This window comes from Polymorphobacter sp., assembly GCF_048007885.1.
Classification (GTDB): Bacteria; Pseudomonadota; Alphaproteobacteria; order Sphingomonadales; family Sphingomonadaceae; genus Sandarakinorhabdus.
In genome coordinates this window covers 609,954-632,091 of the sequence record NZ_CP180346.1, presented here as the reverse complement: position 1 = coordinate 632,091, position 22,138 = coordinate 609,954, and the positions used below count along the sequence as shown (strand labels likewise).

General features: G+C 66.3%; 17 protein-coding genes, 1 tRNA gene and 1 pseudogene. 10 read left to right on the top strand and 9 right to left on the bottom strand.

Annotated features, from left to right (window positions below):
• Positions 1-27 precede the first annotated feature (27 nt).
• Complete coding sequence (locus tag ACMVO5_RS03115; RefSeq protein WP_416908620.1) at positions 28-2,439, top strand: TonB-dependent receptor; 2,412 nt, start codon at positions 28-30, stop codon at positions 2,437-2,439.
• Positions 2,440-2,553: 114 nt separating this feature from the next.
• Positions 2,554-4,116, top strand: a complete 1,563-nt coding sequence (locus tag ACMVO5_RS03110; protein WP_416908619.1) for a fatty acyl-CoA synthetase — start codon at positions 2,554-2,556, stop codon at positions 4,114-4,116.
• Here ACMVO5_RS03110 and ACMVO5_RS03105 read toward each other — a convergent pair.
• Complete coding sequence (locus tag ACMVO5_RS03105; RefSeq protein ID WP_416908618.1) at positions 4,113-4,853, bottom strand: SDR family oxidoreductase; 741 nt, start codon at positions 4,851-4,853, stop codon at positions 4,113-4,115. The two genes, ACMVO5_RS03110 and ACMVO5_RS03105, sit on opposite strands and share 4 nt — an antisense overlap.
• Positions 4,854-4,863: 10 nt before the next feature.
• The gene (locus ACMVO5_RS03100) at positions 4,864-5,181 is read right to left on the bottom strand and encodes an EthD family reductase (protein WP_416908617.1); all 318 of its coding nucleotides are present in this window, start codon (positions 5,179-5,181) and stop codon (positions 4,864-4,866) included.
• A gap of 160 nt (positions 5,182-5,341) precedes the next feature.
• Between ACMVO5_RS03100 and ACMVO5_RS03095 the strand changes: the two genes are divergently transcribed.
• Genes ACMVO5_RS03095 through ACMVO5_RS03085 form a run of 3 tightly spaced genes read left to right on the top strand, consistent with a single transcriptional unit; the run spans position 5,342 to position 9,346 of the window.
• Entirely contained in the window at positions 5,342-6,562 is a 1,221-nt protein-coding gene (locus ACMVO5_RS03095) for a cytochrome P450 (RefSeq protein ID WP_416908616.1), read from the top strand.
• A gap of 7 nt (positions 6,563-6,569) precedes the next feature.
• A complete protein-coding gene (locus ACMVO5_RS03090; RefSeq protein ID WP_416908615.1) occupies positions 6,570-8,102 on the top strand; it encodes a class I adenylate-forming enzyme family protein in 1,533 nt (510 codons plus the stop codon).
• Complete coding sequence (locus tag ACMVO5_RS03085; RefSeq protein WP_416908614.1) at positions 8,099-9,346, top strand: thiolase family protein; 1,248 nt, start codon at positions 8,099-8,101, stop codon at positions 9,344-9,346. Before ACMVO5_RS03090 ends, ACMVO5_RS03085 begins: the two co-directional genes overlap by 4 nt.
• Before the next feature lie 6 nt (positions 9,347-9,352).
• On the opposite strand, the gene ACMVO5_RS03080 is transcribed toward ACMVO5_RS03085, so the two are convergent.
• On the bottom strand, positions 9,353-10,240 hold the full coding sequence (locus ACMVO5_RS03080; protein ID WP_416908613.1) for a LysR family transcriptional regulator: 888 nt from the start codon (positions 10,238-10,240) through the stop codon (positions 9,353-9,355).
• Positions 10,241-10,361: 121 nt separating this feature from the next.
• Here ACMVO5_RS03080 and ACMVO5_RS03075 point away from each other — a divergent pair, with 121 nt between their 5' ends.
• The 3 genes and pseudogenes from ACMVO5_RS03075 (at position 10,362) to mmsB (ending at position 13,922) form a co-directional block, all read left to right on the top strand.
• The gene (locus ACMVO5_RS03075) at positions 10,362-11,870 is read left to right on the top strand and encodes a CoA-acylating methylmalonate-semialdehyde dehydrogenase (RefSeq protein ID WP_416908612.1); all 1,509 of its coding nucleotides are present in this window, start codon (positions 10,362-10,364) and stop codon (positions 11,868-11,870) included.
• A 4-nt stretch (positions 11,871-11,874) separates the two neighbouring features.
• Positions 11,875-13,021, top strand: a pseudogene (locus ACMVO5_RS03070) (acyl-CoA dehydrogenase family protein).
• Positions 13,022-13,031: 10 nt separating this feature from the next.
• Positions 13,032-13,922 carry a 3-hydroxyisobutyrate dehydrogenase gene (gene mmsB, locus ACMVO5_RS03065; RefSeq protein WP_416908611.1) on the top strand — a complete coding sequence of 297 codons (891 nt, stop codon included), beginning with the start codon at positions 13,032-13,034 and terminating at the stop codon, positions 13,920-13,922.
• A gap of 5 nt (positions 13,923-13,927) precedes the next feature.
• On the opposite strand, the gene ACMVO5_RS03060 is transcribed toward mmsB, so the two are convergent.
• Positions 13,928-14,004: transfer RNA gene (locus ACMVO5_RS03060), tRNA-Pro, on the bottom strand.
• Between the two features lie 65 nt (positions 14,005-14,069).
• Between ACMVO5_RS03060 and ACMVO5_RS03055 the strand changes: the two genes are divergently transcribed.
• Positions 14,070-14,693, top strand: a complete 624-nt coding sequence (locus tag ACMVO5_RS03055; protein ID WP_416908610.1) for a glutathione S-transferase family protein — start codon at positions 14,070-14,072, stop codon at positions 14,691-14,693.
• Here the strand turns inward: ACMVO5_RS03055 and ACMVO5_RS03050 are convergent.
• On the bottom strand, positions 14,665-16,002 hold the full coding sequence (locus ACMVO5_RS03050) for a M20/M25/M40 family metallo-hydrolase (RefSeq protein ID WP_416908609.1): 1,338 nt from the start codon (positions 16,000-16,002) through the stop codon (positions 14,665-14,667). The two genes, ACMVO5_RS03055 and ACMVO5_RS03050, sit on opposite strands and share 29 nt — an antisense overlap.
• Positions 16,003-16,097: 95 nt before the next feature.
• Here ACMVO5_RS03050 and ACMVO5_RS03045 point away from each other — a divergent pair, with 95 nt between their 5' ends.
• The gene (locus ACMVO5_RS03045; protein ID WP_416908608.1) at positions 16,098-17,567 is read left to right on the top strand and encodes a PucC family protein; all 1,470 of its coding nucleotides are present in this window, start codon (positions 16,098-16,100) and stop codon (positions 17,565-17,567) included.
• 85 nt (positions 17,568-17,652) lie between these two features.
• On the opposite strand, the gene ACMVO5_RS03040 is transcribed toward ACMVO5_RS03045, so the two are convergent.
• The 4 genes from ACMVO5_RS03040 to ACMVO5_RS03025 all read right to left on the bottom strand — a co-directional run bounded on the left by ACMVO5_RS03040 (position 17,653) and on the right by ACMVO5_RS03025 (position 22,135).
• The gene (locus tag ACMVO5_RS03040) at positions 17,653-17,829 is read right to left on the bottom strand and encodes a light-harvesting protein (protein ID WP_416908607.1); all 177 of its coding nucleotides are present in this window, start codon (positions 17,827-17,829) and stop codon (positions 17,653-17,655) included.
• A gap of 15 nt (positions 17,830-17,844) precedes the next feature.
• Positions 17,845-17,994 (bottom strand): light-harvesting protein, encoded by a 150-nt coding sequence (locus ACMVO5_RS03035; RefSeq protein WP_416908606.1) that lies wholly within the window; start codon positions 17,992-17,994, stop codon positions 17,845-17,847.
• A gap of 242 nt (positions 17,995-18,236) precedes the next feature.
• Entirely contained in the window at positions 18,237-19,865 is a 1,629-nt protein-coding gene (locus tag ACMVO5_RS03030) for a CTP synthase (RefSeq protein ID WP_416908605.1), read from the bottom strand.
• Positions 19,866-19,933: 68 nt separating this feature from the next.
• A complete protein-coding gene (locus ACMVO5_RS03025) occupies positions 19,934-22,135 on the bottom strand; it encodes a S8 family peptidase (protein ID WP_416908604.1) in 2,202 nt (733 codons plus the stop codon).
• Between the last annotated feature and the right edge of the window lie 3 nt (positions 22,136-22,138).

The following is a 22,138-nucleotide window of genomic DNA, read 5'->3' as shown; positions in this document are numbered from 1 at the left end:
ATCACGAGAGTTTTTGGGGAGAGCAACATGAAGACAATGCTGAGGACTTTTCTGACTGCCTCGACCGCGCTGGGCGCTGTCGGGTTTGCGCAACCGGTGCTGGCGGCTGACGACCAGGAGCAGATGGCTGCCGCCGAGATCGTGGTCACCGCCAACAAGCGCGCGCAGAACCTGAGCAAGGTCGGCGCCAGCGTCGCGGCGTTTGACGCCTCGATGCTGCAGGACCGCAATATCGTGCGGGTTGAAGAACTGGCCGCCACAGTGCCGAGCCTGGCGCTGGCGCCTTCGACGCACGGCACGCCGGTGTGGACGCTGCGCGGCGTCGGCTTCAACGCCGACTCGCTCGGTGTTTATCCGGCGGTCAGCCTGTCGATGGACCAGGCCCCGATGTCTTTCCCGGTTCTGTCGGGCCGCTCCATGTATGACCTTGAGCGTGTCGAGGTGCTGAAGGGCCCGCAGGGCACGCTGTTCGGCCAGAACTCGACGGGTGGCGCGATCAACTTCATCGCCAACAAGCCGACCGACGAGCTGGAGGCCGGCTTCAACCTCAACTATGGCCGCTTCAACGAGATCAATGGTACGGCCTTTATCAGCGGGCCGATCAGCGACACGATTGGCATGCGCCTCGCTATTGATGCCGGCCACCGCGACGACTGGCAGTATAGCTTCACCCGGCCCGACACCAATGGCCAGCAGGACTATATCGCCGCGCGCCTCATCACCGTGTGGGAGCCGACCGACAAGCTGAAGTTCGAGCTGAACATCAACGGCTCGGTGGACCGTTCGCAGCCGCAGGCGCTGCAGATCATCGCCTCGCTTCCCTCGAACCCGGCCGCACCCTTTGTGGAAGAGTTGACAACGCCATTGACGCCGCGCGACCTGCGCGCCGCCGACTGGTCGACCACAGGGCGCGTGGGCAATGAGTTTCAGGACCCGACGGCAAACCCCGACCCGCGCGGCAATCGCCGGCTGTTTCAGGCCTTTCTGCGCGCCGATTATGAGATTTCGGACAGCATTGACCTGACCTCGATCACCACCTTCAACACGCTCAGCCAGCAGATGTCGTTCGACCTTGATGGCTCGCGGTTCGAGCTGGTCGATAACCCGCGCGACAACGGCCGGATTTTCGACTTCAGCCAGGAAGTCCGGCTTTCGAACGCAGCGTCTGGGGCGCAGTTCCGCTGGACCGTGGGTGCGACCTACAATTACAGTGAAGTCGATCAGGAGCAGGACATCACCTATGGTGCCAACTCGCTGGCGAGTGCTGCCAACAACAACATCTTCATCAGCACGATCGAGAATTCGGGCGTGATGAACAACTATGCCGTGTTCGCGAGCGGCGAATATGATGTGACCGACCAGATCACGCTGAAGGGCGGCATCCGCTACACGAACACCAGCAACGACAATTCGATGTGCAACACCGACCTGGTGCCCAGCCAGAATGTGCAGGAGCTGTTCACCCTGTTGGGCCAGCTTCTCGCCAATCAGACCGTTCCGCTCGCGCCGGGCGACTGCTATTCGCTCAACGAGGACAATGTCCCGATCGGCACCGGCGGCGTTCCCGGCGGGCCGCTGCTGATCGATCTGCAGCAGGACAACGTCTCGTTCATGGGCGGCATCGATTACCAGGTGACCGATGACACGCTGCTCTATGCGAACATCTCGCGCGGTTACAAGGCCGGCGCCTTCCCGGTGATCACCGGGTCGACGCAGGCTGTGTTCTTCCCGGCCACGCAGGAATCGGTGACGTCCTATGAGGCGGGCTTCAAGACCCGGCTGGCCGACAATGCCATCACCTGGAGCGGCGCGGCCTTCTATCAGGATTACCGCAACAAGCAGATCCAGGGGACGGTCAACACCGGCCTGTTCGGGCTGCTGCAGCGGCTCGACAACGTGCCGCGGTCGTACATCCTCGGCTTCGAAACCGACGTCGTGGTGCGCCCGGTTGATGGTCTCACGCTGACCGGTTCGGCGAGCTACCTGAAGACGAAGGTGCAGGAGTATTCGGGCATCACCGTGTTCGGCGAGCAGAAGGACTTTGCCGGCAGCAAGCTGCCGTTCGCGCCCGAATGGACGCTGATCGGCGACATCGACTACCGCATTCCGACGGCCAATGACGGCGAGTTCTTCGTCGGCACCTCGGTCAACTTCCGCACCGATCAGGCGGCCTATATCGCCGGTGACGAGCTGGAGATCCCCGACAATGGTGTCAATCGCTGGACGAACCGGGTGCCGTTCAACATCGACGGCTACACGCTGGTCGATGCCCGGATCGGCTATACCTTCCCGGGTGAGCGGCTGACGCTGTCGGCATGGGGCAAGAACATCTTCAACACCTTCAATGTCCAGAACGTCATTTCCTACAACAACATCATCACCCAGGCAGTTGGCATGCCGGTGACCTATGGGCTTTCGGTCCGGGTCCGCTGGAACTAACTTCGCCGCCGTCTGAAGGGAGGCGTGCTGCGTGCGCGCCTCCCTTCATCCGTTTTGCGTGTTCAATCATGAAGGCCGACAATGTCCGCTGATCACCATGGCACTGCCCCCGATATGGCGCCTGAGGCTGCGATTGCGCAGGCCAGAGCCCAGTCCCTCTCGGCCATGATGCGCCGCACGGCCGAGCGGCACGGCAGCAAGACCGCGATCATCTGTGGCAAGGTGACCTGGAGCTACCGCGCTTTTCACGAGGAAATCGAGACGCTTGCTTCGGGCCTGCGGCGGATCGGCGTGCAGCCGGGCGACCGGGTGGCGATATTGGCGCGCAACAGCCATGCCTTCATCGCGCTGCGCTTTGCCATCGCGCGGGCGGATGCGGTGCTGGTGCCGATCAACTTCATGCTGACGGCCGAGGATGTGCGCTACATTCTCGATCACGCCGGTGTGTCGGTGATGTTTGCCGATGCGACGACCTTCGACACGGCGCGCGCGGCCGCCGAGGGGCTGGACCTGCAGATGTTCGGCATCGACGGCGAGGATGCGCCGCCGCCGGCCGGCGTTCCAGGCTGGACCGAGCTCAGGCATGACCATCCGATCCCGCCCGAGACGCGCGGCGGCGAGGAGCTGTTGCAGATTGTCTATACGAGCGGCACGGAATCGCGGCCCAAGGGCGCGATGCTGTCGCACAACAGCGTGCTCTGGCAGTATCAGAGCTGCATCATCGACTGTGAATGGACGCCGGACACGGTGGCGCTTCATGCCATGCCGCTGTTTCACTGCGCGCAGCTTGATGCGATGATCGGGCCGGCGCTGCACATCGGCGCGACCAACATCATCACCGGCTCGCCCGCACCCGAAAATGTGCTGGCGCTGCTGACGCGCTACAAGATCGCCTCCTTCTTTGCGCCGCCCACCGTGTGGATCTCGCTGCTGCGCTCGCCCGCGCTGGCCGGCAGTGATCTGTCCGCGCTGGTAAAGGGCTATTACGGCGCCTCGATCATGCCGGTGGAGGTGCTGCGCGAGCTGCGCACGCTGCTGCCGCAGCTGCGGCTATGGAATCTCTATGGCCAGACCGAGATTGCGCCGGTGGCGACGATCCTGTTTCCCGAGGAACATGCCGAGCGGCTTGGCTCGGCCGGGCGGCCGACGCTGCATGTCGAGACGCGGATTGTCGATGATGCGATGAACCCGGTAGCGCCCGGCGAGATTGGCGAGATCGTCCACCGCTCGCCGCAATTGCTGTCAGGCTATTGGAACAATGAGGAGCGCACCACCGAGGCTTTTGCCGGCGGCTGGTTTCACAGCGGCGACCTCGGCATCAGCGACGCCGATGGCTATATCACCGTGGTTGACCGCAAGAAGGACATGATCAAGACCGGCGGCGAGAATGTTGCCTCGCGCGAAGTGGAGGAGGCGCTTTATCGCCATCCCGCGATCAGCGAAGTGGCGGTGATCGGACTGCCCGACCCGAAGTGGATCGAGGCGGTGACGGCGATCATCGTGCTGCGGGCCGGCCACGGCCTGACCAGCGACGAGGTGTTGGCGCACTGCGCCCAGCATCTGGCCGGGTTCAAGACGCCCAAGCGGATCGTGTTCGTGGATACCCTGCCCCGCAATGCCAGCGGCAAGATCTTGAAGCGCGACCTGCGAACGTCCCTGCTGGAAAGCGGGCGCTAGGCGGCGAGGTAGGAGCCGCCGGTGACGAAGATCACCTGGCCCTGGATCATCGCGGCAGACGGGCTGGCCAGATATTCGATCAGGCTGCAATAATCATCGTCAACAACATTGCGGCCCGAGGGATTGGCGGCCGCGGACTGGCGCATGATTTCATCCGTGCGCTCGCCATAGACCTGGCGCAGCGCCTCGGTGTCGACGGCGCTCGGGGCGACGCAATTGGCGCGCACGCCGAGCGGGGCCAGCTCAAGCGCGAGATAGCGGATGAGACTTTCCGCCAGCGACTTGGCCGCACCCACCGCGGCATAGTTGGGCAGCGCCGTGCGGCTGCCGCGGCTGGAGAGGAAGAAGACCGTGCTGCCCGGCTGAAACAACGGCTTGGCGGCCTGGACGAGATAGACAAGCGCGGTGCCATTGAGGTTGATGGCGTCGGTGAGCGCGGCGGGATCGATGGTCAGCAGCGGCGCCGGGATGACCTTGACGGCGCAGTGGACCAGCTGGTCGAGCCGGTCGGTTTTGGTCGCAACAGTGGCGAGCACGGCGCTGGCGCCGGCGGGCGTGCCGACATCGCCCTGGATGAGATGGCAGTGCGCGCCCAGCGCCTCGATCTCGGCGGCCGCCGCTTCGGCCGCGGCCTTGTCGGCACGGTAATTCAGGAAGACCTGAGTGCCGGGCTTGGCAAAGCGGCGGGCGATGGCGAGGCCGATGCCCTTGGTGCCGCCGGTGACGAGAATGGCCATGCGGGCGGCCTCAGGCGTCTTCGCCTGTGGACGATTGGAGCGAGACGCCGAAGCGCTCGATCATCTGCCCGGCATCGGCACGCAGCGCGGTCCATTCCGGCGTCTCGCCGTCCGCCAAGAAGGCGGCATGGTCGGCCCAGCTCATGATGGCGACGCGGTGATAGTCCGGTGCGCCGCCGCCAAGGGCCTCGCTGAAGCGGATCGTTTCAAGGCCGGCGAGGTTTGGCAGGGCGCGCGCGAGCACGGCATGAACCTTGGTGTAGGCCTCTTCAAAGGCGTCCAGATCTTCAGCCTTGGGTGCGGACCAGAGTGCCATCAGCTTGAACATTTTCATCTCCCCCAAAAGACGCAGCGATTCCAGCATTGTGGTGCTGCCCTAGCATCGTCATAACCTAGCGCTGGGCCGATATCCAGCTTCCAAAACAATTAGTTGTCCGGGAGAGCCGGGGGTGCTAGCCAGCCTCAGGCTGAGCGATTGGACCTGCCGAGTGGCGAGCGCACCCCTGATTTTCGACCCCCGTGATCCGGACGTGATCCAGCGCCCGCTCGAGACGCTGTTGCGGCTTCAGACGGACGACCCGGTGCACTGGTCGCCGGTGCTCAAGGGCTGGGTGTTGACCCGCCATGAGGATGTGAAGGCGGTGCAGATGAACGCCGGCATTTCGGCAGACCGGCTGACCCCGTTTTTCGAGAGCCAGCCCGAGGGCGAACAGTCCCGGCTGCGCGATCTGATCCGCTTTCTGAACACCTGGGTCGCCTTCAAGGACCCGCCCGATCATACGCGGCTGCGTAGCCTTTTGAACAAGGTGGTGACGCCCGGCGTGATGCGCGGGCTGGAGGCGGGCATCGAGGAGCTGGCGGATGGGCTGATTGACCGGATCGCGGCGCGCGGGGACGGCCGCTTCGAGTGCATCAGCGAATTTGCCAATCCCCTGCCCGCCAGCGTGATCATGGACCTGCTCGGCGTGCCGCGCGAGGATATGGACCTGCTGCGCGACTGGTCGATGCTGCTGCAGCCGTTTCTCGGCAATGCGACCGCATCCGATGACAAATATGAGACCGGGCGCGCCGGGATCGTGGCGATGGCCGACTATTTTCGCGCCGCCGCCGCCGAGCGGCGCAAGCGGCCGCGCGCCGATGTGATCTCGCATTTCGTCTCGCTGGAGCAGGATGGGCAGATCAGCGAGGACGAGATGCTGGGCTCATGCATCCTGTTTCTGTTTGCCGGGCATGAGACGACGACGAACCTGATTGGCAATGGCCTGCGGGCGCTGCTGGCCAATCCGGGCGAAAAGGCGCGGCTTGCCGCCGACTCGACGCTGATCGGCAGCGCGGTGGAGGAGATGCTGCGCTATGAGGGGCCGACCGGGGCGGTTGTGCGCGTGGTCAAGGCGCCGTTCGAGCTGCGCGGCAAGACGCTGGCCAAGGGCGACCGGGTGTTTGCCATGGTGAACGCGGCCAATCATGACCCGGAGATCTTCGAGACACCGGCGCGGTTTGATATTGGCCGGAGCCCCAACCGGCATCTCACCTTCAACCATGGCATTCACTTCTGCCTGGGGGCGCCGCTGGCGCGGTCTGAAGCGCGCATTGCCATCAGCCGGCTCTTGGCGCGCTTTCCGAATGTGAAAGTGGCGGATGAAGACGTAACCTATATGGATACGCTGACCATGCGGGGCGTGCGCGCCATGTGGATGGTGACGGGTTGAGCGCAAGGTGAGCGAGGCCCCCTTCTCCAGCCTGACGATGATCGCATCAACCCATGCCCGCTTCGCGCCGGAGCGGACCATGGCCATTTGCGGCGAGCGCACGCTGAGCTGGGGCGCATTTGAGCGCGGCACCAGCCGGGTGGCCAATGCGCTTCTGGCCATGGGCGCGGGCCATAATGTGCCGGTGGCGCTGGTGATGGGCAATTCGCTCGAGATGCTGCAGATCATGTTCGGCATCGTCAAGGCGGGCGCCTGCATGGTGCCGGTGAGCGGGCTTCTGGCCCCGGCGCAGCTGGCCGGTATGCTGGCCGACAGTGGGGCGAGGATACTGTTCGTGTCGGACGGCAACCGGGCGCTGGTCGAGGCGGCGGAATTGCCGGACGGGATCAGGCGGATGGCCATCGGCTTTTCGGCTGAGGGCTGGATCGACGGAGCGGCAATGCTGGCTGAGGCTGACGACCGTGACCCCGGCGTGCGTTGCCGGCCGGAGGACCGGTTCAACATCATCTACAGCTCGGGCACGACGGGCCTGCCCAAGGGCATCGTGCAAAGCCACGGCGCGCGCACGCACTTCGCCTGGTCGAACGCGCTGGAGCTGGGCATGACGCGCAGCAGCGTCACGCTGGCGACCACGGCGCTCTATTCCAATGGCACGATGTTCATGGTGCTGCCGCCGCTGCTGCTCGGCGCGACCATGGTCATCATGGAGCAGTTCAGCCCGGCGAGCGCGCTCGCGCTCATAGAGAAGCACCGGGTCACCCATGCCTTCATGGTGCCGACCCAGTGCATCGTCACGCTCGATGACCCGGCCTGCGGCCAGCATGACCTGTCCAGCCTGGAGGCGTTGCTGTCGGCGGGTTCGCCGCTGCGGGCTGACACGCGCGCGGCGGTGCAGGACCGGATGACGCCGCGGCTTTATGAACTTTACGGCTTCAGCGAGGGCTTTGCGACCATGCTGGGGCCGGATGACGCCCCTGCCCTGCCCGGCGCGGTCGGTCGCCCGGTGATCGGCTTTGACATGAAGATCGTCGGCGATGACGACCGCGAATGCGCGCGCGGGGTGATCGGCGAGATTGTCGGCAGCGGCACCGGCGCCATGGCCGGCTATCACAACCGGCCCGATCTGGATGAAGCAATCGTCTGGCGGGACGAACAGGGCCGCGCCTATCTGCGCAGCGGTGACCTTGGCTTTGTCGATGATGAGGGCTTTCTGCACATTGTCGACCGCAAGAAGGACATGATCATCTCGGGCGGGTTCAACATCTTTCCCGCCGATATCGAAAGCGTGGTCGGCGGGCATCCCGATGTGCAGGATGTGACCGTGATCGGCATTCCCCATGCGAAATGGGGCGAGACGCCGCTGGCGCTGGTCATTCCCCGCGCGGGTGCGGAGGCGGCGGCGATCCTCGCCTGGGCCAATGAACGACTGGCCAAGACGCAGCGGCTGGCCGATGTGGTGTTTCGCGAGAGCTTTCCCCGCAACGCGCTCGGCAAGGTGCTGAAGCGCGAGCTGCGCGCCGAATGGACGGACAGGCCATGAGCGATGTCTATATTGTTGGCAGCTATTCCAGTGCCTTCAGCAAATTTCCTGACACCACACACAAGGATCTGACCCGCGAGGTCTATCTGGGCGTGTTGGCCGATGCCGGGCTGGCGGACGGCGATGACATCGGCATGACCTGGTTTGGCAATTGCGGGATGTGGACCGATGGCCAGGGCAGCATCCGCGGGCAGGTCTGCCTGACGCCGCTGGTGCGCGAGGGGCTGTTTCCCGAGCGGGTGCCGGTGATCAATGTCGAGGGCGGCTGCGCAACCGCATCGATGGCGCTGCACGGGGCGTGGAAGGACATTTTGAGCGGCGAGAGCGACCTCAGCCTTGCCATCGGGGTGGAGAAGACCTTTTCGCCGGGGGCGCCGGAGAAGACGATGCGGCTCTTTGATGGCGGCATCGATCAATATGACCGCGAGGAGTGGCTGGCCTATTATGCCGCCGCTGGCGAGGCCTCGGGCAAACCGTTCGAGCCGGGGCCGGGGCGCACCATCTTCATGGACACCTATGCCATGCAGGCGGCGTGGCACATGCGCACCCATGGCACCACCGAGCGGCAGATCGCCATCGCCTGCGCCAAGAACCACAGCGCGGCGGTGCACAACCCCAAGGCGCAATATCGCTTTGCCCTGACGCCGGACGAGGTTTTGGCGGACCGGCCGGTGAGCTGGCCGCTGACCCGGGCGATGTGCGCGCCCATTGGCGACGGGGCGGCGGCGGCGCTGGTCTGCTCCGAGGCCTGGCTGAAGCGGCAGAGCGGAGACGTGCAGGCGCGCGCCGTGCGCATTGCCGCCAGCACGCTGACCTCGGGCAAATATCGGCGCCTCGACGAGCCGGGGCTGTCGAAGCTGGCGGCCGAGCGCGCCTACCGCGCCGCCGGCGTGACGCCCGCCGACATCGATCTGGCCGAAGTGCATGATGCGACGTCATTCTGCGAGATTTATCAGAGCGAGATGCTGGGCTTTTGCGGCATTGGCGAAGGCGGGCGGCTGGCCGAAAGCGAGGCGACGGCGCTGGGCGGCGACATTCCCATCAATCTGTCGGGCGGGCTGGTGAGCAAGGGGCATCCGGTGGGCGCGACCGGGCTTTCGATGATCGACGAGCTGGTGTTGCAGCTGCGGGGCGAAGCGGGCGCGCGGCAGGTGAGCGGCGCGCGCACGGCGCTGGCGGAAAATGGCGGCGGCGTGATGGGCTTTGATGAAGCCGCCTGCTCGGTGATCATCCTGCAGCGCTGAGCGCGCTCAATCGAGGAACAACGCCTTTTCGCTGGCGATCAGCTTGACCAGCCAATCAACAAAGGCTGCCACGCGCGCGAGCTGGCGCGTGTCGCGGTGCACGACTAGCCAGAAGCTGCGGGTGAGCGAGACCTGCTCGGGCAGAACCGGCTGCAACCGGGCATCCTGCGCGCCGATGAAGCGGGGCAACAGGCACAGGCCGGCGCCCGAAACGGCCAGCGCATGCTGGGCGTTGATGCTGGAGCTGGCGATGTCGGGGGATGAGCCGGGACGGATTTCAGCAATATAATCAAGGGCGGGCGAATAGATGATGTCGGGCACATAGCCGATGACGACATGGTGTCTGAGATCAGCGAGGCTGGTGAGCGGCGGCGCGCCCTGGAGATAGGCCGGGCTGGCATAGAGGTGCAGCTGATAATCGGTCAGCCGGCGGGCCAGCAGCGGGCCGCTGGTGGGGCGGGCCAGCATGACGGCGAGATCGGCCTCGCGCTTGGAGGGATTGAGGAATCCGCTCGAGGCGATCAGCTCGACGATGATCTCGGGATTGGCCTTGCGGAAGGCGCCGAGGTGGCGGGCGATGATCCAGGTGCCAAAGCCTTCCGCGACGCTGACGCGGACCACGCCCGAAAGCAGGCCGCGCTCGCCGCCGACATCGGCGCGGGCGGCAAGGGCGGCGCGCTCGATCGCCTCGGCATGGGCGAGGAGGCGGCCGCCGGCTTCGGTGAGGGTCTGGCCACCAGCGGACGGCTCGAACAGGGTGGTCTGGAGATCGGCGGCCAGACGCTCGATCCGGCGCGAGACGGTGGTGGCATCGATGCCCAGCGTGCGCGCCGCCGACGAGAGCTTCCGCGCGCGGGCGACGGCGAGAAAGATCTTGAGGTCATCCCAGTTCATCGCCAATTCCGATGCTGCAAAAACGCAATGCAGGGCTGCATTTTCTATCGCTTGCCTGCAATTTAGCACAGTGGCTAGAAACCATGGCAAGGGCTTATGTTGTAGCCAAGGAGACTCGACGATGCGCACGGTCCATCATTTCATCGACGGCAAGGCCGTGGCGGGAACATCAGGGCGCTTTGGCGATGTGTTCGACCCCAACACCGGCGCGGTTCAGGCGCGGGTGAACCTGGCCAGCGTGGACGAGATGAACGCCGCCATCGCCAGTGCGGCCATCGCGCAGAAGGACTGGGCGGCGGTCAATCCGCAGCGCCGGGCGCGGGTGCTCTTCGAGTTCAAGCGGCTGGTCGAGCGCGACATGGACGTGCTGGCGGCGCTGCTTTCGGCCGAGCATGGCAAGGTGCTGGCCGACAGCCGGGGCGATGTGCAGCGCGGGCTGGAGGTGATCGAATTTGCCTGCGGCATCCCGCATCTGCTGAAGGGCGACCATACGCTGGGCGCCGGGCCGGGCATCGATGTGTTTTCGATGCGCGTGCCGCTAGGCGTGGTGGCGGGCATCACGCCGTTCAACTTCCCGGCGATGATCCCGATGTGGATGTTTGGCCCGGCGATTGCGTGCGGCAATGCCTTCATCCTCAAGCCCTCGGAGCGTGACCCGTCCGTGCCGGTGAAATTCGCCGAGCTGATGATGGAGGCCGGGCTGCCAGCGGGCGTGCTTCAGGTGGCGCACGGCGACAAGGACGCGGTCGACGCGATCCTCGATCATCCCGAGATCAAGGCAGTCAGCTTTGTCGGCTCGTCTGACATCGCGCACTATGTCTATTCGCGCGGCACCGCCAACGCCAAGCGCGTGCAGGCGATGGGCGGCGCCAAGAACCACGCCATCGTGCTGCCGGATGCCGACATGGACCAGACGGTGGCCGATCTGGTCGGCGCGGCCTTTGGCTCGGCGGGCGAGCGCTGCATGGCGCTGCCGGTGGTGGTGCCGGTGGGCGAAGGCACGGCGGAGACGCTGCGCAGCCGCCTGCTGCCCGAGATCGCCAAGCTGAGGATCGGCGTTTCGACCGATGCCCAGGCGCATTATGGCCCGGTGGTGAGCGCCGCGCACAAGGCGCGCATCGAGAATTACATCCAGATGGGCGTTGACGAAGGTGCCGAGCTGGTGGTCGACGGGCGCGGCTTCACGCTGCAGGGCCATGAAGGCGGGTTCTTCGTCGGGCCGACCTTCTTCGACCATGTGCAGCCCACGGCACGCAGCTATCAGGAAGAGATTTTCGGGCCCGTGTTGCAGATGGTGCGCGCCGACAGCTTCGAAGCGGCGCTCGCCCTGCCCTCGCGGCATCAATATGGCAACGGCGTCGCCATCTTCACCCGCAACGGCCCGGCGGCGCGCGCCTTTGCTGCCAATGTCGAGGTCGGCATGGTCGGCATCAACGTGCCGATCCCGGTGCCGGTGGCCTATCACACCTTTGGCGGCTGGAAGCGCTCGGCCTTTGGCAATTCCAACATCCATGGGCCGGAGGGTGTGCGCTTCTATACCAAGATCAAGACGGTGACGCAGCGCTGGCCGAGCCTCAATGCGGGCGACGGCGTGATCGACAGCAGCTTTGTCATCCCGACGATGAAGTAAGCCGATGCAATTTGCCCTGACCGAGGATCAACTGGCCATTCAGGAGGTGGCGCGGCGCTTCACCGCCGATGCGATCACGCCCCATGCGGCCGAATGGGACGAGAAGCACATCTATCCCATCGACACCATCCGCGCGGCCGCAGCACTCGGCTTTGGCGGGATCTATGTGTCGGAAGCTGGCGGCGGCGCCGGGCTGGGCCGTCTTGAGGCCGCGCTGGTGATGGAGGCGATGGCCTATGGCTGCCCCAGCACCTCGGCTTTCATCTCGATCCACAATATGGCGGCGTGGATGATCGATTGCTTCGGCGATGAGGCGCTAAAGGCCAAATATCTGCCCGGCCTCGTCAGCATGGACCTGATCAGCAGCTATTGCCTGACCGAGCCGGGCTCGGGCTCGGATGCGGCTGCACTGCGGACCCGCGCGGTGCGCGACGGCGATGAGTATGTCGTCACCGGCTCCAAGGCGTTCATCTCGGGCGCCGGCGTCAACGACCTTTACCTGACCATGGTGCGCACCGGCGAGGACGGGCCAAAGGGCATTTCGGCGCTGGTCATCGAGAAGGACATGAAGGGTGTTTCGTTCGGGGCGCCCGAGCGCAAGCTGGGCTGGCATTCGCAGCCCACCGCGCAGGTCAATTTCGATGCGGTGCGCGTGCCCGTGTCAAACCGGATCGGCGTGGAGGGCCAGGGCTTTGCCATCGCCATGGCCGGGCTGGACGGCGGGCGGCTCAATATCGGCGCCTGCTCGCTGGGCGGCGGCCAGCGCGCGCTCGATGAGGCCATTGCCTATACCCGCGAGCGGCGGCAGTTCGGCAAGGCGATCAACGAATTTCCAGGCGACCCAGTTCATGCTGGCCGATATGGCGACCGAGCTGGAGGCGGCACGCGCGCTGCTCTATCTGGCGGCCGAGAAGGTGGGCACGGGGGCGGCCGACAAGACCCGCTTTGCCGCGATGGCCAAGCGGCTGGCGACCGACACGGGCACGGCGATTGCCGACCGCGCCATCCAGCTGCACGGCGGCTATGGCTATCTGATGGATTATCCGGTCGAGCGCATCTACCGTGACCTGCGCGTGCACCAGATCCTCGAGGGCACCAACCAGATCATGCGGATGATCACGGCGCGCGAGCTGCTGCGCGAAACCAACTGAAAAGGGACAGATGATGAGCCGGATCGCGTTTATCGGCCTTGGCAACATGGGCGGTGGCATGGCTGCCAATCTGGTCAAGGCCGGGCATGAGGTGTTCGCCTTTGATCTTTCGGACGCGGCGCTGGCACGCGCGGTCGAGGCGGGCTGCGTGGCGGCGGGCTCGGCGGCTGAGGCGGCCAAGGGCGCGGACGCCGTGGTGACGATGCTGCCGGCGGGGCAGCATGTGGCGGCGGTGTACGGCGAGCAGGTGATGCCGGCGGCAGGCGCTGGCACGCTGTTTCTCGATTGCTCGACCATCGATGTCGAGACGGCGCGCACGGTGAGCGCGCAGGCTGTCGAAGCGGGTTTCGAGATGGTCGATGCGCCGGTTTCAGGCGGGATCGCGGCGGCCAACGGGGGCACGCTGACCTTCATGGTGGGCGGCAGCGCAGAGGGCTTTGCCCGGGCCGCGCCGATCCTTCAGGCGATGGGCAAGGTGGTGGTGCATGCCGGCGGTGCCGGGGCGGGACAGGCGGCCAAGATCTGCAACAACATGCTGCTCGGCGCCTCGATGATCGCCACGGCGGAAGCCTTTGTGCTGGCGCGCAAGCTGGGGCTGGAGGCGCAGACCTTTTTCGATATCAGCTCCAAGGCCAGCGGCCAGTGCTGGTCGATGACCAGCTATTGCCCGGTGCCGGGGCCGGTGCCGGCGTCGCCGGCGAACCGGGATTATGAAGGCGGCTTCGCCAGCGCGCTGATGCTGAAGGACCTGAAGCTCGCCGTGGAAGCAGCGCAGGCTGCCGGCGCGCCGGTGCCGATGGCGACCCAGGCCGAAGCGCTCTACCAGATGTTCGTCGGCCTTGGCGGCGCCGGGCGGGATTTCTCGGCCATCATCACCATGCTCGAGGGCCGCAGCGCCTGACAAGTTGGTCGGGGAGACAGGATTCGAACCTGCGACCCTCTGCTCCCAAAGCAGATGCGCTACCAGGCTGCGCCACTCCCCGACGCGTTTCGCCTATGCCTTGCGGCGCGGCTGGTCAACCGGGGATGGCGGCGATAGGCTTGACGGATGTTGCTTTATACAGCCGATGATCCGGCACCCAATCCGCGGCGGGTGCATCTGTTTCTGGACGCGAAGGGGCTTGAGGTGCCGCGCGTCACCCTCTCGCTCTTTGCTCGTGAGCATAAGGCACCCGAGATGCTGGCGCGCAATCCGCGCGGGCAGGTGCCGTTTCTGGAGCTGGACGATGGCACGGTGATCGCCGAGACGATCAGCATCTGCCGCTATCTCGACGAGCTTCACCCCGCGCCGCCGATGTTTGGCGATAGCCCGCTGGGCCGGGCGCAGGTCGATATGTGGATCAGGCGGGTGGAGACGGCGCTGGGGCAGCCGGTCGGGCTGGTCTGGCAGCATGGCCATCCGATGACGGCCAAGCTGGTGGCACAAATTCCGGCTATGGCCGAGGCTTCGCGCGTGCGGGCGCTTGAGGCCATGATCTGGTTCGACACGCAGCTTCAGGGGCGGGACTGGCTGACAGATGCACCCGGCATGGCCGATATCGTGCTTTTGACCAGCCTTGAATTTGCCGAATGGATCGGCCTTCCCGTGCCCGAGGATATGACGGCGCTGCGGGCCTATCTGGCGCGGGCGACGGCGCGGTTCGTCAGGGCTGGGGCGGCTGGGGTCGGGTGAAGTCCCCGGCGGGGCCGGGGAAGACGACCGGGCTTTCCGCGCCGTCCGTGCCGACGGCGGCGACGCCGAAGAACCAGCTGTCGATATCAATGCCTTCCAGCGTGATCTCGGTCGCGCTTTGCGGCACATCTCGGCGATATTCCCAGACGGGCGATATGGTCTTGCGCCACCAGACACGGTAGCCGGCAGCACCAGGGACGGGCTGCCATTTGAGCGTGGTGTCGGGCGAGACAGCGCCGGCGATGGTCAGGCCAGCGGGCACGCCGGGTGCGCGGGCGAGCGCGGCAAGCGTGGCGACATTCAGCCGTGTGACCTTGCCCAGATAGTTGAAATCAACGCCGTCGATGGTGTCGCCGTAGACCCGGCCATCTTCGGTGCGCAGATTCTGGTGCTGGCGGTCGTAATTTTCCTGGCGCTCGGTGATGCGCACGGCCGGGAAGCCGGCTTCGAGCATGCGCACCTGATCGCCGCCGCGCCCATAGCGGTCGGTGCGGTAGATCATCTCGACATTGAGGCCCGCCGACTTGCCGCGCGCGGCCACGAAGCGGGCGAGGTTGCGCGCCGGGCTGTCGACTTCGCCGCCATTGTAGCGACGGCTATTGGCCTGTTCGGGCGTTTCGGTGGCGCGGGTGCCTTCGGAAAAGACGCGCACGGTGCGGTCATCCTTGGCGCCGCTCGAGCCAGTGCTGTTGCCGACGATGTCGTTGTTGAGCACGGCCTCGACCTTCCAGGCCCGGGCGATAGCGGTTTCGGCGAGCAGCTTTCCGCCATAAAGCCCCTGCTCTTCGCCGGAGAGCAGCGCATAGACGATGGTGGCGGGGAAGCGATAGGCCGAGAGCACGCGCGCGGCCTCGATGACGGCGGCCGTGCCCGAGCCATCGTCATTGGCGCCGGGCGCCTCGCCAACGGCATCGAGCGGGTCGGAATTGCGGCTGTCGATATGGGCGGAGATGATGATGACGCGCTCGGGGTCCTGCGTGCCGCGCTGGACGGCCATGACATTGACGACTTCGGTGGGGGTGGGCAGGCGCCGGCCCTCGAACGTCTTGCCGACCGTCTCGACGGCGAGACAGCCACCGCAGCTCTGGCTGAACTGGTCGAACTGCCCCTGCGCCCAGCGGCGCGCCGCACCAATGCCGCGCGTCTCCGATGTGGTGTCGGACATGGTGTGGCGGGTGCCGAAACTGACCAGCTTTTCCACCGAGCCGCGGAGTTGCGCCGCCGAGACCTCGCGCTCGGGGCGCTTTTCCGAAGCGGTCAGCGGCGCGGCGAGGCTGATTGCGGCCAGCAGGAACAGATGTGATTTCATGGTGCGTATCCCCTCTCCGTAACTTGTGCCGTGCGGCGCAGGCATCGCGCAAGCGGGTTTTTGTTGCCCAAGGCGCGCTGCATCCGATAGGCGATGTGACAAGCCGTGATGAACAAGCGCTGGGGGACAATGCGCCGATGAGCCGGGTCGATCGAACACTCAACCGAATCTGGTCGCGCTGGGGCACGCGGGTGCTGCCCTTTGCCGATGTCGCCAGTGAGGAGCTGCCGCTCTCCAAGCTGCTGCGGCTCTCGCTCATCCAGGTCTCGGTCGGGATTTCGCTGACCCTACTGGTCGGCACGCTCAACCGGGTGATGATCGTCGAGCTTGACGTGCCCTCCACGATTGTCGGCGTGATGCTGTCGTTGCCGCTGCTGTTCGCGCCGTTCCGCGCGCTGATCGGCTTCCGCTCCGACACGCACCGCTCGGCGCTGGGCTGGCGGCGGGTGCCGTTCATCTACCGGGGCTCGATGATCCAGTTTGGCGGGCTGGCGGTGATGCCCTTTGCGCTGCTGGTGCTGTCGGGCGCGATGAACGCGGCGCTGGCGCCGGCCTGGGTGGGGCAAGTCAGTGCGGCCATAGCGATCCTGCTGGTTGGCGCTGGCGTGCATATCACCCAGACGGTCGGGCTGGCGCTGGCGACCGACCTCGCGCCCGAGCATCAGCAGGCGAATGTGGTCGGGCTGATGTATGTCAGCTTGCTCGTTGGCTCGATTGCCTCGGCGATCGCGTTCGGGGCCTTTCTGGTCGATTTCACGCCGGGCCGGCTGATTCAGGTCATCCAGGCCTCGGCCGTGATCACCGTGGTTCTCAACTTCATCGCGACCTGGAAACAGGAAGTGCGCCGCCCGGAACGGCTGATGGCGGCCCCGCCGCCACCGCCGCCGACGTTCAAGGAAAGCTGGGACGGTTTCATCAGCCAGAATCAGGCGCTTCGGCGGCTGGTGGCCGTCGGGCTTGGCACGCTGGCCTTCACCATGGCCGATGTGCTGCTTGAGCCCTATGGCGGCGAGGTGCTGGGGCTGGGCGTGGGCGCGACAACCAAGCTGACCGCGACCTTTGCCGGCGGCAGCCTTGTCGGCTTCACGCTCGCCTCGCAGATATTGAGCCGGGGCGGCGATGCCTTTCGCATGGCCTTTGCCGGTGCGCTGGTCGGCCTGCCAGCCTTTGCCATGGTCATTGCGTCCGCAACCATGCAGGCGCCGCAGCTGTTCACCTTGGGCGTTCTGGTGATGGGGCTGGGGGCCGGGCTGTTCGGGCACGGAACGCTGACCGCGACGATGAATTATGCGCCGGCCGATCAGGTCGGCATGGCGCTGGGCGCCTGGGGCGCTGTGCAGGCAACGGCGGCCGGTGTGGGGGCCGCTCTGGGCGGCGGGCTTCGCGATGTCTTTCGCGGTGTCGAGCTGGGGCCAGACTGGCCGGTGGCGGCGAGCGGCTATATCAGCGTTTATACGCTGGAAGTCGCGCTGCTGGTGGTGACGCTGCTGGCGATGGTGCCGCTCTTGAGGGGCATGCCGGCACGGCGCGATGTATCGCTTGAGGAAAATCCCGCAGCGCGTTGATATTTGACGCATTTGGTATAAAAAACCGGGGCCTTTCGGCCCCGGCAGTTGGTCCCGGCCTTGTGGCCGGTATGGATCTTCTGGCTTACTCGGCCGCAGCGGCTTCGACGCGCGGCGCGCTGCCCTGCCAGAAATCGGCAAACCAGGTGGTGTTGGTCAGGATCGAGGCGTGGACCAGCAGCGACACCAGCACAAGAGCGGCGAAGAACAGCGGGATGGCCACGGTCGGGCTGACGTAAAGGAAAAGGCGACCTTCATTCATGAATTCATTCCTCCCTTACTGGAGCCAAGGCGTAAGCATGTACGCCAGGATGTGCGCGAAGACGGCGATGGCACCATAGATGCGCGTGCCCCACTTCAGGCCTTCGTTGATTTCGACAGCTTCCTTTTCGGTAAGGCCTGTCGGGTAGACTTTGTCATCAGCCATGATGATCCCCTTCGGATGTTTACTGCGGCAATGCCCCGGGAAACCCGGACCACCGGCCTTGCAACCGCCACGCTAGCGGCCACTCAGCCATCGCAGGAACCTCGTTGCATCGCTGCCGACCGGGGCAACTGCCCCCACGCGATTCCGTGCAACCCTGATAATAACCGGTCGCGGGGGTGTGTCAATTCACCACATGCAGTTTTTGTCGCAGGCAAAGCGTCTGAAAGACAAGGGCTTTGCGCTCAGACCAGGCGGCTCTGGCGCAGCGCGGCGGCGATGAACCCGGCAAACAGCGGGTGAGGTTCGAAGGGCTTCGACTTCAGTTCGGGGTGAAACTGCACGCCAATGAACCAGGGATGATCCGGCCGCTCGACGATCTCCGGCAGCAGGCCGTCGGGCGACATGCCCGAGAAGACCAGCCCGGCGGCTTCCAGCCCGGCCTTGAAATGGACATTGACTTCATAGCGGTGGCGGTGCCGTTCGCTGATCTCGCTGCTGCCATAGACGCTGGCGGCAAGGCTGCCGGGCTGAAGCCGGGCGGGATAGCTGCCGAGCCGCATGGTGCCGCCGAGATCGCCACCGGCGCGGCGCACCTGCAGGCCCTCGGCGCTCATCCATTCGGTGATCAGGCCGACAATGGGCGCGTCGGTGGGGCCGAATTCGGTGGTGGAGGCGGCCGCAACGCCGGCCTGGTTGCGCGCGGCCTCGATGCAGGCGAGCTGCATGCCAAGGCAGATGCCCATAAACGGCACGCCGCGCTCACGGGCAAAGCGCACGCTGGCGATCTTGCCCTCGCTGCCGCGCTCGCCGAAGCCGCCTGGCACAAGGATGCCGTGCATCGGCTCGAGCTTTTCGGCGACGTCATCGCCCTCGAAATCCTCGGCATCGAGCCACAACACATTGACCTTGACCCGGTTGGCGATCCCGCCGTGCACCAGCGCCTCGGTGAGCGACTTATAGGCATCCTTCATGCCGGTATATTTGCCGACCACGCCGATAGTGACCTCGCCTTCGGGGGTTTCAAGCGTTTCCGAAATTTGCTGCCAGCGGGTCAGGTCGGGCGGCGGCGCATCGGTGATGCCAAAGGCCTTGAGCACTTCCTCATCCAGCCCCTCGCCGTGATATTGCAGCGGCACGTCATAGATGGTGGGCGCATCGAGCGCGGCGATGACGGCGCTGGGCGCGACATTGCAGAACAGCGCGATCTTGGCGCGGTCGCTCTCGGGAATGGGATGTTCCGAGCGGCAGACGAGCACGCTGGGCTGGATGCCGATGCCGCGCAGCTCGGCGACGCTGTGCTGGGTCGGCTTGGTCTTCAGCTCGCCGGCGGCCGCCAGATAGGGCACCAGCGTGCAGTGGATATAGACGGCATTGGCGCGGCCGACATCGATGGCCAGCTGGCGAATCGCCTCAAGGAAGGGCAGGCCCTCGATATCGCCAACGGTGCCGCCGATTTCGCACAGCACGAAATCCAGGCCGTCGGTGTCGGCCAGCGCGAAGACCTTGATGGCATCGGTGACATGGGGAATGACCTGCACCGTGGCGCCGAGGAAATCGCCGCGCCGTTCCTTGGCGATGATGTCCTGATAGACGCGGCCCGAGGTGATGTTGTCGGTCTTGCGGCTCGGCACGCCGGTGAAGCGCTCATAATGGCCAAGGTCGAGGTCGGTCTCAGCGCCGTCATCGGTGACGAACACCTCGCCGTGCTGATAGGGGCTCATCGTGCCGGGATCGACATTGAGATAGGGGTCGAACTTGCGGATGCGCACCGTGTAGCCGCGCGCCTGCAGCAGCGCGGCGAGGCTGGCTGCCATGAGACCCTTGCCGAGTGACGAGACCACGCCGCCGGTGATGAAGATGAACCGCGTCATGGGAGAAGAGCCATAGCGCGGCTGCCCCCCATATGGCCAGTGGGGCGGCGGATTTTAGCTGTGGAAAACTAGTGGCGCAGCCGGAAGGTGACGGCGGCGCCGACATCTGCAGGCGCGCCGGCGATATGGCCGGGCTGGCGGCGGGCGAAGCCGTGCAGCCCAAGCTGTCCACCGGCCAGCGCCCGTGACCAGCCGAGCTCGGCGACGAGCTCGCGCCCGGTCGGGGTGAGAGCGAGGCGCTGGGCGGCGCCGCCGAGACGAACATCGGCCTGCCCAAAGGCGCGCAGCGGCTGGGCGAGGCTCAAAGACAGCATATCCTGCGCGCCGCGCCAGCTGGCCGATGCCCAGGCGCTGCTGGCGCCCATGTCGGCAAGGCCGGCAAGCAGCGCGCCGCCGCGCACATCGGCGCTGACGCGGCGCAGCTCGGCGCCGCCCGCCAGCGCCAGCGCGCCGCGCTGCCAGCTCGCCTCGAAGCCGAGGCCGATATGGCTGGCGCCGCTGACGCCGTAAACCGGAGACAGTCGCGCGCCGAGCAGGCTGCCACGCTCGACCTCAAGACGCAGCGTGGCGGCCAGCGTGACGGGGCCGCCGTCATGGGCCAGACGGAACAGCGCGCTGTGCATCCGGGCTTCCCCATCAAGGCGGTTGGCAGCAAGCCGGGCCTCGCCGAGCGCCAGCGTGGCCGACAGCGTGCCGATCCGCTGGCCGAAGGCCGCGCCCTGACCGGGCTGCATCATCAGCCCCCCCTGCCCCGCCAGCAGCATGTCCGGGCGCAGCGCACGGTCCTGCGCCAGCGTGACCAGCGCATCGGCGCTCTGGCCGAAGCCGAGCACGGCGCGGCGCCCTTGCCCCAGGTCCATGCGCAAATGCCCCTGCGCTGGTGCTGGCGTCAGATTGGCGGGCGCAGCACCGGTCAGCCGGTCGCCGTGCCAGTCTCGTCGGCCATTGTCGGCGGCGACAAAGCGCAGCGACACCGGGCCGGCGCTGGCTTCGGCGATCTCGCCGCTCGCAGTGAACAGCGCGCCGGCGAGCCGGCCGGCGGCAGCGGGGCGAAGCTGGGCAGCAAGATCGGTGGTGAAGCGGCGGCCAAAATCATCCTGCCCCTCGACCCGGCGCAGCGCCGCGCCAACCAGCCCGATATCGCCCATCGCCGGACCAAGGCTGCCGCCAGCGACCGCGACGGGCGCGGCCACGCCCTCCACCGAAAGCCCGCCAATGGGCTGGAAGGCGCGCTCGATATTGAGCTGGCCACGGCCGAAGACGGGGTCAGTGCCCGGGGCGCCAAGATCATCGGCGGTCTGCAGCAGGATACGCGCGATCTCGCTGCCTGACAGTGCGGGAAAGGCGTCGGCGAGCAGCGCGACCGCCCCGCTGACGATGGGCGCAGCTTCGCTGGTGCCCGAATAGAGCTTGGCCGCCCCGGTCTCATCAAAGCTGCGGACGCGGACGCCGAGCGCGGTCAGATAATTGTTGGCCGCCGCCCCGGCGCGGTTGCTGAAGCTCGCCATCGCCCCACCGCCATCCAGCGCGCCGACAACCAGCGTGGTGGCCGGTGCGGCCTCGACCAGCCCGGCGGCAAAGGGGGTGATTTCGCTGCTCGCGTCATTGCCGGCGGCGACGACCGTGACGACGCCGGCCGCGCCGGCGCGCTGGGCGGCGGCGGCGACGGTGGGCGCGAGCGCGCTGCCACCAAGCGAGAGATTGACCACGCGCGCCCCGGCTTGTGTCGCGATATCATAGCCTTGCGCTATGGCGTTGCTGGAATAGCGGCAGCCGTCACTGGTGGCGCAGCTGCCAGGATTGTCGACGCGCAGCGCCAGCAGTGTCGCGCCCCAGGCGACGCCGACAATGCCGTCCCCATCGCGCCCAGCCACCAGCACGCCGCTGACCGAGGTGCCATGACCATCGTCATCGGCCAGCCCGCGATTGCCGGCAATGTCGCGCGACTGGCTCGAGATGCGTCCCGAAAAGGCCGGCAGCGAGGGGGTGACGCCCAAATCGATGACCGCGACGACCACCCCGGCGCCGCTCGCACCCTCCTGCCAGGCGGCCACGGCTCGGGCCTGCGTGGCGCCATTGGAGCGGCCGACCTCTGCGGTGTCGAAATCCAGCGCGGACGCCGGCTGGGCGGGCGGCGGCGCGGGGGCGGCAGGTGGCGGCGGCAGCACGACCGAGCCGGCGCCACCCGCACCGCCCGGGCTGCTGCCACCGCAGCCGGACAGCACCAGGCCGAGCAATGTCGTTCCTGCCAGCAACTGCGCCGTCATCATGCC